The sequence below is a fragment of the Shewanella sp. SP1S2-4 genome (genome assembly GCF_031932075.1).
GTDB classification, from domain to species: domain Bacteria; phylum Pseudomonadota; class Gammaproteobacteria; order Enterobacterales; family Shewanellaceae; genus Shewanella; species Shewanella baltica.
Genome location: NZ_JAUOET010000003.1, coordinates 120,772 through 133,542, shown reverse-complemented (window position 1 = coordinate 133,542; position 12,771 = coordinate 120,772). Strand labels below are relative to the sequence as shown.

Here is a 12,771-nt window from a genome sequence, read left to right as displayed (position 1 = left end):
CTTACTCTGCTGTATTGCTACGATTCAGGATGCAGCAGAGTTTATTTCCCCCTTACAAGCGTTAAACTTTTCAATCATGCCACTGCATCAGAGCTAACAAACCTCCCTTTGGTTCTAAATCCCCAAGCCTTATCAAGCAACGCTAGGTCTCACTGTTCAAGCTTTTATTTTCAATGGTAAAAACTACTTTCTCGCGTTTAAAAAAACAGTCGTTTAATGCAATAAATCGCAAGTTGTGATCTCGGTCGGCGGATTTCCATTTCATCAATCAGGGCTGCGGCTATTTTCACTTTTTAAAGCCAGATCCGCCCAGTAGATTAGTGGTCATCATAGAACTTGTGGATATTCCGCCATGTTATTACAAGATAAATTAGTGCAAATCGTCACCAACCCGCAGCTTTCACCTAAGCAAAAATCCAACTATTTAGCGTTGGAGGCAGAGGCGAGCTTGCCCTACATGCCGATATCGACTGAGGTAAAAGCCGCGATGAATGACGGCATTATCTGCGATATGTTTGAAGGCCATGCGCCTTTTAAACCACGCTATGTGTTGCCAGATTATGCTCGCTATCTAAAGCAAGGTTCAGAATATTTAGAGCTTTCACCGGCGCAGGATTTAGATGAAGCCATCAATGCCTTGACCATCCTTTATCACCACGTGCCTTCTGTGACCAATATCCCTGTATATTTAGGCCAGCTGGATGACATTTTGATGCCTTTCGTTGAAGGAATGGATGCGGAAGTCCTTTATCGAAAATTAAAACTGTTCTGGATCATGCTCGACAGAACCCTGCCCGACGCCTTTATGCACGTCAATATTGGCCCGACAGACAACATTGTTTGTCGCACCCTACTGCGCATTGATGCCGAATTAAAACAAGTTGCCCCCAATTTGACCTTTATGTACGACCCCGCCGTCACGCCGGATGATTTGTTGCTGCTTGCGACCACTAATATTTGTCACTGCAGTAAGCCGCATATCGCCAATTATCCTCTGCATGCCAGTGCGTTTGATGAGCACGGTTTTGGGATTGTCAGTTGCTACAATGCCTTGCCGTTAGCGGGCGGCGCCAATACCTTAGTGCGGCTCAATCTTAAAGAAGTTGCGTTAAAGGCCAATTCTATAAACGATTTTTTTGATACTGTATTGCCAAATTACTGCTCACTCACTTTTGAACTTATCGAGGCACGCTCGGCATTTTTACATCACGAATCGCACTTCTTTGATAGCTTTTTAGTTAAAGAACAATTGATTGATGAATCGCGCTTTGCACCTATGTTTGGCATTTACGGCATGGCAGAAGCAGTGAACATTCTGCAGGGATTAACAGCCAGTGGAGAAGTTAAGTCAGCTAAACACGCGAGATATGGCCATGAAACGGATGCAAATCAGCTGGGCTATCGTATTTCTGCCACGCTCGATGCCATAGTGAAATCCACACCAGTCGCGTATGGTTACCATGGGCGAGCACTGCTGCATTCACAGGGCGGCATCAGTATCGACAAAGACGTGACCCCAGGTGTTCGCATTCCCTATGGAACTGAGCCCAATCCCATCGCCCATATTCAAGCCCTAGCACAACATCATCAATATTATACGGCGGGAATTAGCGATATTTTGACTATCGATGAAACCGTAAAATCCAATCCTCAAGCCATTTTGCAACTGTGTAAAGCCGCGCTTGAGTTAGGTTTTAGGGAGTTTACCGCCAATGTCGCCTCTAACGATTTAATGCGCGTGACTGGCTATATGGTAAAACGCTTAGATATTGAAGCGTTTAAACAGTGCGGCTCGCGTCTCAATACCACAGGCTTAGCCGCAGAAGCTGCGGTCAATACGGGAATATTGCAACGACAAGCACGCGTTATCGCCCATGAGCACTCCCCCCTGTGTTGTTAAATGAACCGGCCATAAATAAACAGGCAATAGTCAGTCAGCTGTTGCCATTTTCTTGCGTCGACGGGCCTGGCAGCAGGCTAGTGTTATTCCTGCAGGGCTGTAACTATCAATGCAAAAACTGCCATAACCCACATACCATAGGTTTATGCGATGCCTGTGGCGATTGTGTCGCCACCTGCCCTGACAATGCGCTGACATTAATAAACCTCAATGATAAGCCTCGCATTCACTGGGATAATGGGCGTTGTAGCCAATGCGATACTTGTCTTAATGTGTGCCCGAAACAAGCCAATCCTAAAGTCACCCAATACACTGTTGAAGAGATACTGACGATTCTTCACCATCAGCGTCACTTTATTAATGGTATTACCGTGAGTGGCGGCGAAGCGAGTCTGCAACTGCCATTTATTATTGCGCTGTTTCAAGCGATTAAGGCCTCAAAGCCGTTATCACACTTAACGTGCATGCTCGACACCAATGGCAGTTTGAGTCTAACCGGTTGGCATAAACTGCTGCCGTTTTTAGATGGCGCTATGGTGGATCTCAAAGCGTGGCAGCAAGATACCCATAGATACATTACTGGTCGTGATAACCATGCAGTGTTCAAATCAATCCAGTTATTGGCTAAACAGCAAAAACTGTATGAGGTGAGATTGCTGCACATTCCGAGCATCACGGATTACGAGGACGAAATAGACGCACTAGCGACCTATTTACTTCTGCTAGGCCTAGATACGCGAGTTAAGTTAAATGCCTTTCACCATTATGGTGTTGTCGATGACGCACTCAATTGGCCAAGCTGTAAACAAGCCGATATTGAACGCTTAGCCGCAATGCTTGCAAAGCGAGGCGTAACCAATCTCGTGTTACCTTCCATATACCTTTAACGACTGCAAAGCAAAATTTGCTCATAAAGCCAGCGCAGTGCGGGATCTTTCATGCTTTGACTATGCCAAACTAGGCTGTAAGCCACTTTGCCATATTCTATGGGTAAAGATTTAATCGTTAAGCCTTGAGCTTGGCTGGCGATTGATGCCCAGCGGCGTGAGCAGGTAAAGAGCAACTCACTGTGATGGCACATTAACGCCGCACTGCCAAAGTCAGGGACCGAAATGGGGACGGCGCGTTTTTTAGATTGCTGGGCAAGCAAAATATCAAAAAATGGCGTACTCAGATCCGTATCGGTAATGCCAATATGGCGGTAACTTAGGTAATTATCGAAGCTGATCTGCGGCTGTTTAGCCAAGGGATGGGATGAATTCATCAGGCAGACCATTTCATCGCTGAACAAGGTTTCCCACACCAGATCGTCTTGAAGAGGATTAGGTTGACTCAGATCGTGGGGTAACAGCACAAAATCTAACGAGCCTTTAATAAGACCATCGAAACCAATATTGTCTTTGCTATAAATATCGAGATGGATATTAGGAGCCAAGCTCAGAATATGGGCACTTAATTTGGCGGCCAGCAGTTCAAAGGTGCTTTCGCGCATCGCAAGTGAAAAACGCCCCTCAAAATGTGCTGGATTAAACGCATCTTGACTCATAATCTGATTCATATCATTGATCATTTGCTGCACGCTTGGGCCCAATCGTCTTGCCAAAGGTGTGGCAACCAGTGAGTTGCCGTTACGGTAGAACAGTTCATCGTTCAAACTGTCCCTGAGCTGGCTTAAGGTTTTACTGACGGATGAGGGGCTAAGGCATAAGCGTTCGGCGCTGGCGGTTACGCTCAGAGTATCGAGCATCACATGCAAAGTGATCAAGTGCTTCATACTAATGCGCGAAAGCTTGGCCAAATCCATCTGTGACATCCTATTGATTTATCTTCTATGCACACTCAAATGCGTACTTTTAAGCATGATAAACAATAGCATGCAACCAACCAAACATATTGCTGAGAATATTCCCCAGTAATGCGCGTCAGCTCACAGGCTTGCTCACTGCTCTCTCTAATTCAAGTCATGTCTAATCCAAGTTATCTTTAATCCAAACCGTTTTTAATCCAAATTATCTTTAATCTAAGGTTCTTCCGAAGGTCATCTTGCTTAACGCCAAACGCCAATAATCGATAAATTACAGCCAACAAAAAAGCGAATGCATTTGAGCATTCGCTTTTGGGATATCTAACTTTGGATAGCTAACTGCTGATAAACATTCAATCAGTAAAACCTGTATGTGTAAGCTGCGAAGCCTAAGCGCCGCAAGCGAGTAACGCAATACTGTTAATGTTAGCTGTGTTTAGCCGCAAACTCGTTCATAAACTTGACTAAGGCTATCACACCATCGAGTGGCATCGCATTGTAAAGGCTCGCACGCATGCCACCGACGATACGATGACCTTTAAGTGCCACGAGTCCGGCAATTTGTGCTTGCTTTAAGAACTCACTATCGAGCGCTTCGTTGACTAATTGGAAAGTCACGTTCATTTGTGAGCGGTTCGCTGCAACAACACCATTACGGTAAAAAGCATTACCATCAATGCATTGATACAACATCTGCGCTTTTTGTTGATTAATTTTCGCAATACTCGCAATGCCGCCAATGGACTTAAGCCAAGCAAAGACTTCAGCGGCGAGGTACCAAGCAAAGGTTGGTGGCGTGTTGAACATAGAATCATGCTCGACGGCTAGACGATAGTCCATGATGGACGACTGCGGTAAACTCGGCAGTGTTAACATGTCATCGCGTACTATCACTATCGACAGACCCGATGGACCTATGTTCTTTTGCGCACCGGCATAAATCAAGCCGTAGCGGCTAACGTCAATCTCACGGGACATGATTGTTGATGATAAATCGGCAACAATCGGCCATGGTGAGTCTAATTCATCAAAAATTTCGATACCATCCACTGTCTCGTTAGGACAGTAATGAACATAGCGATAATCGGCATCGATTTTATGCAAGTCAGGTAAGACAACCGCATTGATTCCATTGTGTTTTTCAACAATATTCAGACTATCAATCTGTGCTTCACCCGCCAGTTTCTGCGCTTCTGCTAACGCGGCAGATGACCATTGGCCACTGACTAAATACAGGGCTTTTCCCTGATCACCGAGAAAATTATTCACGACAGCAGAGAACTGCCCACGACCACCGCCGTGCATAAATAGCACATGGTAATTTGCAGGGATCTGCATCAGTTCACGTAAATCGGACTCGGCTTGCTCGGTCAGCGCGATGAACTCTTTACTTCGGTGGCTGATTTCCATCACGGAAACGCCTTGGCCATTCCAATCAAGTAATTCCTGTTGTGCTTTTTTCATTACCGCTGCGGGTAACATTGCAGGTCCAGCACAGAAATTATAAATCGCGCTCACTGACACTCTCCTTAATCCCAACCATGATGTAGGTATTGATAAAACGACACTATTTTAAAATGGCACTATTTTCAAACGAACAATGTTTAAAACGAACAATGTTTAAAACGAACAATGCAACCAACTAACAACGCCATTAAAAAAACGAGCGTCCAATTGGACGCTCGCTAATATGACACTTAATTACTCTTCGTCTTGCTCATCATCAGCAAGCTCGTCTTCATCTTCGTCCAACTCTTCTTCGTCATCCAGCGCTTCATCAAGCGCCTCGTCGGCTAATTCGCCTTCGACAATGACAGGAACAATCGGTAAACCGTTTTCATCCAGCTCGACTTCATCTTCATCAGTTTGGATTTCGTCGATACGTTGCAGGCCAACCACTTTCTCGTCGCCCGCGGTGCGGATAATGGTCACGCCTTGGGTGTTACGGCCAATGATAGACACGCCGCCCGCTGGTGTACGCACTAAGGTGCCTTTATCACTGATGAGCATCAGTTCGTCATTCAGACCCACTTGTACTGCGCCAACAACAGCGCCGTTACGCTCGCTCACCTTGATTGAAACCACACCTTTAGTCGCACGGCTCTTCGCAGGGTATTCAGACAGTTGCGTCCGTTTACCGTAACCGTTTTCAGTCACAGTCAGAATCGCGCCATCACCTTTAGGTACGATAAGCGACACGACTTTTTGACCTTCTTCTAAACGGATACCACGAACGCCCGTTGCAGTACGGCCCATAGGACGTAAGGACAAGACTTCTTCACCGGTTTCTGGATCGAGTTTCACTTCGCCTGTTTCAGAATCACGGACTTTCTCACCAAAGCGAACCACTTTACCTTCGTTCGAGAACAACATGATTTCGTCATCACCGTTCGTGATATCGACACCGATCAGTTGGTCACCGTCTTTGAGGTTAACGGCGATAATACCGTTTGCACGTGGGTTGCTATAAGCAGTCAGTGCGGTTTTCTTCACAGTACCGTGTGAAGTCGCCATGATGATGTATTTATCAGCGGCGTATTCACGTACTGGCAGAATCGCCGTAATGCGTTCACCTTCAGCCAAAGGTAGCAAGTTAACAATTGGACGACCACGTGCCGTACGGCTCGCTAATGGCAATTGATACACTTTAAGCCAGTACATTTTACCAAAGTCAGAGAAGCACAAAATAGTGTCATGGGTATTGGCAACTAACAGTTTTTCAACGAAATCTTCGTCTTTTACTTTAGTTGCGGCTTTACCTTTACCACCACGGCGCTGGGCTTGGTAATCGGTCAAGGGTTGATACTTGGCATAACCTAAGTGCGACAGTGTCACCACAACGTCTTCTTCGTTGATCAAGTCTTCAAGACTCATATCGACTTCGTTTGCATTGATCACGGTACGACGAGCATCACCGTATTCTTCAAGAATGAGTTCTAACTCTTCCTTGATGACTTCCATCAAACGCTCAGGACTGCGCAGAATAAACAGCAGACCCGCGATAAATTCGAGCAGCTCTTCGTATTCGGCGATGATCTTATCGTGTTCAAGACCGGTTAAACGGTGTAAACGCAGTTCCAGAATCGCCTGAGCTTGTTGCTCAGTCAGGAAATATTGACCGTCACGGATACCGTATTGTGGCTCTAACCACTCAGGACGCGCGGCGTCATCGCCTGCTTTTTCCAGCATGCCTTGAACGTGGCCTAATTCCCAACCTTGCTCAACCAATTTAACTTTGGCATCCGCAGGCGTTGGCGAGGCTTTGATCAGCGCAATAATCGGGTCGATGTTAGCCAGAGCAACCGCCAGCGCTTCCAAAATATGGGCACGCTCACGGGCTTTACGCAGTTCAAATACGGTACGACGCGTCACGACTTCACGGCGATGCAGAATAAAGCATTCGAGCATTTCTTTAAGATTAAACAGTTTAGGCTGACCATTGGTCAGGGCCACCATGTTAATTCCGAAAGAACACTGCATTTGCGTTTGAGCATACAGGTTGTTTAATACCACCTCGCCCACTTCACCGCGCTTAATTTCGATAACGATACGCATACCGTCTTTATCGGACTCGTCGCGTAGACCGCTGATCCCTTCAAGCTTTTTATCTTTGACCAGCTCGGCAATCTTCTCGATTAAACGGGCTTTGTTCACTTGATAAGGGATTTCAGTCACGATAATGCGTTCACGGCCATTATCTTCGGTTTCCACATCCGCCAGTGCACGCATGATCGCGCGGCCACGGCCAGTTTTATAGGCATCAATAATGCCTTTACGGCCATTGATAATTGCCGCAGTTGGGAAATCCGGACCAGGAATGTATTCCATCAACTGTTCAATTGACAGTGAAGGTTCTTCAATCAGTGCCAAACAGCCTTTCACGACTTCCGTTAGGTTGTGTGGTGGGATGTTGGTTGCCATACCGACCGCAATACCCGATGAACCGTTAATTAACAGGTTAGGTACGCGTGTGGGTAGTACGGCGGGAATTTGTTCAGTGCCGTCGTAGTTAGGGACGAAATCCACTGTCTCTTTTTCAAGATCGGCGAGTAATTGATGCGCTAACTTATCCATACGGATTTCGGTATAACGCATTGCCGCCGCTGAGTCACCGTCGACCGAACCGAAGTTACCTTGGCCGTCTACTAAGGTGTAACGCAGTGAGAATGGCTGGGCCATACGGACGATAGTGTCATAAACAGCAGAATCACCATGGGGATGATATTTACCGATGACGTCACCGACCACACGGGCAGATTTTTTGTAAGGCTTGTTCCAATCGTTCTTCAATTCACTCATGGCAAACAGAACACGGCGATGAACCGGCTTTAAGCCGTCGCGCACGTCTGGTAATGCACGTCCCACGATAACGCTCATGGCGTAATCAAGGTACGAATTCTTTAGTTCGTCTTCGATATTAATTGGCGAAATAGATGATGCCAGATCAGTCATAAACTGCTCGTTCCCCTGAAAAATAGCCGACAACGTATAATCCGTATCATTGCCTAGCCCAAAAACGTGATTTGGCATTCTAACACAGTTATTTAATGTCGCCAGACCTATCCTTATCGAATTGAGAGTCTGGTGGCTTAATAGATGAAAACACTGTCAATTTGGTCGTTTGAGCGATAAACCAGCGTTGAAATTCGTGGCTTAGGATAAGAAAAAATCGTCAAAGGGATGAAGTAAAAGGTCGATACGGAGCACAACAATTAACATAAAAGCAGAAAACTGCTGAAAATTCACTCAACCACAAGGGCTTAGCTCAGTCGAACACTTTGTTTATCAAACATAGTCGTTATAATAGCCGCACAATACAGCTACTTCAGGTAATAGCATGCATCAGAATACCAATGTGGACCCACAGGAAATCGCAAAGTTTGAACGTATGGCCGAAACGTGGTGGGATCTCAACGGTGAATTTAAGCCGCTGCATCTATTAAACCCGCTGCGCTTAAATTATATCGATCAAACTGCTGGCGGCATTTTCGGTAAGAAAGTGCTCGACGTTGGTTGCGGCGGCGGGATTTTATCTGAAAGCATGGCCCGCATAGGTGCCGAGGTTGATGGTCTTGACATGGGTGATGAGCCCTTAGAAGTTGCGCGCTTGCATGCCCTCGAAACGGGCGTAAGCATTAATTATGTAAAAAATACCGCCGAGACCCACAGCCAAGATCATCAAGCCTATTACGATGTGGTGACCTGTATGGAAATGCTGGAGCATGTGCCCGATCCACAATCGGTGATCAAGGCTTGCTGCGACATGGTCAAACCCGGTGGCTTTGTGTTTTTCTCCACCATCAACCGCAACATTAAATCCTACGTTCACACGATTCTCGGCGCAGAATATTTGCTGAAGATGCTGCCAGTTGGCACCCATGAGCATAAAAAATTCATTAAGCCTTCGGAACTGATGGAGCTTGTGGACAATACCGATCTGATCTGTACCGATGCATTAGGCATCAGCTACAACCCGCTGACGGGCATTTTTAAATACACGCCTAAAGTTGATGTGAATTACATGATAGCGACGCGTAAGGTTGATTAATATGAGTCTGGCACAGATCCAAGGCGTACTGTTCGATCTCGACGGCACCTTAGCCGATACCGCGCCGGATCTGGTGCAGGCCCTTAATTTAAGTCTTCAAGACGTCGGCATCGCCGCGCAGCCGTTAGCGGCCATGCGCTACGCCGCATCCCACGGCAGTTTTGCCTTAGTCGATGCGGCGATACCCAATGCAGCGGATGATCTTCGCACTCAAGTTCAGCAAGGGCTGCTCGCCCACTATCAGCGCATTAATGGCGATCACTGTGCGCTATTCACAGGCATTGCAGCATTACTCGACTGGCTCGAGTTAATGCAGCTGCCATTTGGGGTGATCACCAACAAGCCTGCCCGCTTTACCCGTCCCTTATTGCGAAAACTGAATTTACACTTACGTATGCCCGTTATCATCAGTGGCGATTCAACCAAACACCCAAAACCCCACACAGCACCTATGTTATTAGGGGCTCAGCAACTGAACTGCGCTCCAGAGCACATTTTGTATCTTGGGGATGCTGAGCGAGATTTGTTAGCAGCTAAGGCGGCTGGCATGTTAGGCGGCGTTGCCCTATGGGGTTATCTGGGGGTCAACGACAAGCCATCGCAGTGGCCTGCCTACGCGCACTTTGCCAGCCCTACTGAGTTACATCAGGCATTAGCCGACGCATTCGCCTGAAAACTCGCCCATAAAATGGTTAACAAACTTCACTTTTGCACTCGAAGATACACCTTTTACTAAAGTGACTATGCAGACGCACATATGTGTGTTTGCTTGATTTTTTACCTGCGAATAAAATCAGGCTGCGAAAGGTCGGCGGATAAAAGATCGGCACTTGTGCGCGATCGCGATCTAAAGAAAAGATCGCCTAAAAATCCCCCATGAGTGCGACACGCTAACCTGAAATTGAGCTTCAAGGTTAGTCGTTACTAACGCTAAGGCTTATCCTCAACTTATCCACAAGATGTCCCCTGAATTCAGACTTGCAAATAGGGGCAAACCTCACTATCTTGTATCCCAGATAATTTAAAACACCATATCTTGTGTATAGGTAGCAATCAGACACACTAGAAGTTCGCCGCTTAATTGACTTGTTTTCCACCAGTCAGCTGTATTTAAGGGACGGTTATTGATTGTTTTACAAGGATACGTACGGTGAACTTGCTCACCTAAATAGATATAAGAACCAAGGCCTATCTCCAAATGAATAGCACTATGACAGTCACAAAACGCTGTGGCGATCGTGAAAATATCGATCTCGAAAAAATACACCGCGTAATTACTTGGGCAGCCAAGGGATTAAAAAACGTTTCTGTTTCTGAAGTTGAACTGCGCTCGCACCTACAGTTTTTCGATGGCATCCCAACCGAAGCTATCCATGAAACCATTATCAAAGCGGCTGCGGATTTAATTTCTCCAGAATCACCGGACTATCAGTTCCTCGCCGCCCGTTTAGCGGTGTTTCATTTGCGTAAGAAGGCCTTCGGTCAGTTCGAGCCGCCAGCACTGTATACCCACGTGACTAAGTTAGTTGAGCTTGGCAAGTATGACATGCACATTCTGCAGGATTACAGCCGCGAAGAACTCGACGTGATGGATACCTATATCGACCATTGGCGCGATATGGACTTTTCTTACGCTGCGGTAAAACAGCTTGAAGGCAAATATTTAGTTCAAAACCGTGTGACGCACGAAATCTATGAGAGCGCCCAGTTCCTCTACATTTTGGTCGCGGCCTGTTTGTTTGCCCGCTATCCAAAAGAAACGCGCCTGAAATACGTTAAAGATTTCTATGACGCGGTATCGACCTTTAAGATTTCGCTACCAACGCCAATCATGGCCGGTGTGCGCACGCCAACACGTCAGTTCAGCTCTTGCGTACTGATCGAATGTGGTGACAGCTTAGATTCAATCAACGCGACAGCTTCGTCGATAGTGAAATACGTCAGTCAACGTGCGGGTATCGGTATTAACGCCGGTCGTATTCGCGCCTTAGGTAGCCCAATCCGTGGTGGTGAAGCCTTCCACACCGGTTGTTTACCTTTCTATAAGTATTTCCAAACCGCAGTTAAGTCTTGTTCTCAAGGCGGCGTGCGTGGTGGTGCTGCGACCCTCTTCTACCCGATTTGGCACTTAGAAGTCGAATCTCTGCTGGTATTGAAAAATAACCGCGGCGTTGAAGATAACCGTATCCGTCACTTAGACTACGGTGTGCAGTTGAACAAAGTCATGTATCAACGTCTGATCAAGGGCGAAAATATCAGCCTGTTTAGCCCATCAGATGTACCTGGTTTGTACGATGCGTTCTTTGAAGATCAAAACGAATTCGAACGTTTATATGTGCAATACGAGCAAGACAGCAGTATTCGTAAGAAAACCATAAAGGCAGTTGAGCTGTTTTCACTGATGATGCAAGAGCGCGCCTCAACCGGCCGTATCTACATTCAGAACGTGGATCACTGCAACACCCATAGCCCGTTCGATTCTAAAGTCGCGCCGATCAGACAATCTAACCTGTGTCTTGAAATCGCCCTGCCGACAAAACCATTGAACAACATCGATGATCCTAATGGTGAAATCGCGCTTTGTACGTTGTCAGCACTCAACTTAGGTTCAATCAAAGAATTATCTGATATTGAACCATTAGCCGACCTCGCGGTACGCGCACTGGATAATCTGCTGGATTATCAAGATTATCCTATCAAGGCAGCACAACTTGCCTCGATGAATCGCCGTACCTTAGGTATAGGCGTAATTAACTTCGCTAACTACTTAGCGAAAAATGGCATGAAGTATTCCGATGGCAGCGCGAACGATCTGACCCACAGAACCTTCGAAGCCATTCAGTTTTATTTACTGAAAGCCTCGATGAACTTGGCCAAAGAGCAAGGTGCGTGTCCGTTATTCCACGAGACCACGTACGCTCAAGGTATTTTGCCAATCGATACTTATAAACGTGACCTAGATAAAATTTGTGCCGAACCATTGCACTTAGACTGGGAATCACTGCGTAGCGATATCAAGCAATATGGCCTGCGTAACTCGACGCTGTCGGCATTAATGCCATCAGAAACCTCGTCGCAAATCTCCAATGCGACCAATGGTATCGAACCACCGCGTGGCCTTATCAGCGTGAAATCGAGCAAAGACGGTCAGCTAAAACAAGTGGTACCTGATTTCGATACGCTGAAAGATAGCTATGAATTACTATGGAAAATGCCAAGTAATGATGGTTACTTACAGCTGGTGGGCATCATGCAGAAGTTCGTTGACCAAGCGATTTCGGCTAACACTAACTACGACCCTTCACGTTTTGAAGGCCGTAAAGTACCGATGCAAACTCTGCTGAAAGATTTGCTCAATGCTTACAAGTTAGGTGTGAAAACGCTTTACTACCATAACACTCGCGATGGTGCATCGGATTCACACGATGACATCACCAATTTAGAGAAAGAAGATGACGGTTGCGCCGGCGGCGCATGTAAAATCTAGTCTTTAACTTTAACGTTAACGGTTTTATAGGG

8 protein-coding genes are annotated in these 12,771 nt (G+C 46.4%); 5 read left to right on the top strand and 3 right to left on the bottom strand.

The genetic code is table 11. The features are described from left to right. Positions 1-352: 352 nt before the first annotated feature. Entirely contained in the window at positions 353-1,900 is a 1,548-nt protein-coding gene (locus Q4Q52_RS04680) for a YjjI family glycine radical enzyme (RefSeq protein WP_311989957.1), read from the top strand. A gap of 26 nt (positions 1,901-1,926) precedes the next feature. Continuing rightward, positions 1,927-2,787 (top strand): YjjW family glycine radical enzyme activase, encoded by an 861-nt coding sequence (locus Q4Q52_RS04675; protein WP_311990095.1) that lies wholly within the window; start codon positions 1,927-1,929, stop codon positions 2,785-2,787. Here the strand turns inward: Q4Q52_RS04675 and Q4Q52_RS04670 are convergent. The 3 genes from Q4Q52_RS04670 to gyrA form a co-directional block, all read right to left on the bottom strand. Then, a complete protein-coding gene (locus tag Q4Q52_RS04670) occupies positions 2,784-3,704 on the bottom strand; it encodes a LysR family transcriptional regulator (protein ID WP_311989956.1) in 921 nt (306 codons plus the stop codon). The two genes, Q4Q52_RS04675 and Q4Q52_RS04670, sit on opposite strands and share 4 nt — an antisense overlap. 426 nt (positions 3,705-4,130) lie before the next feature. Continuing rightward, a complete protein-coding gene (gene serC / locus Q4Q52_RS04665; RefSeq protein ID WP_311989955.1) occupies positions 4,131-5,222 on the bottom strand; it encodes a 3-phosphoserine/phosphohydroxythreonine transaminase in 1,092 nt (363 codons plus the stop codon). Positions 5,223-5,405: 183 nt separating this feature from the next. Further along, positions 5,406-8,156, bottom strand: a complete 2,751-nt coding sequence (gene gyrA / locus Q4Q52_RS04660) for a DNA gyrase subunit A (RefSeq protein WP_220590314.1) — start codon at positions 8,154-8,156, stop codon at positions 5,406-5,408. 385 nt (positions 8,157-8,541) lie between these two features. Here gyrA and ubiG point away from each other — a divergent pair, with 385 nt between their 5' ends. The 3 genes from ubiG (at position 8,542) to nrdA (ending at position 12,739) form a co-directional block, all read left to right on the top strand. Beyond that, positions 8,542-9,252: a bifunctional 2-polyprenyl-6-hydroxyphenol methylase/3-demethylubiquinol 3-O-methyltransferase UbiG gene (gene ubiG, locus Q4Q52_RS04655; protein ID WP_311989954.1), complete on the top strand. Its 711-nt coding sequence runs from the start codon at positions 8,542-8,544 to the stop codon at positions 9,250-9,252. 1 nt (position 9,253) lies between these two features. Then, positions 9,254-9,925, top strand: coding sequence for an HAD-IA family hydrolase (locus Q4Q52_RS04650; protein ID WP_311989953.1), 672 nt, complete (start codon positions 9,254-9,256; stop codon positions 9,923-9,925). Positions 9,926-10,450: 525 nt separating this feature from the next. Next, entirely contained in the window at positions 10,451-12,739 is a 2,289-nt protein-coding gene (nrdA, locus tag Q4Q52_RS04645) for a class 1a ribonucleoside-diphosphate reductase subunit alpha (RefSeq protein WP_220590317.1), read from the top strand. Positions 12,740-12,771 lie beyond the last annotated feature (32 nt).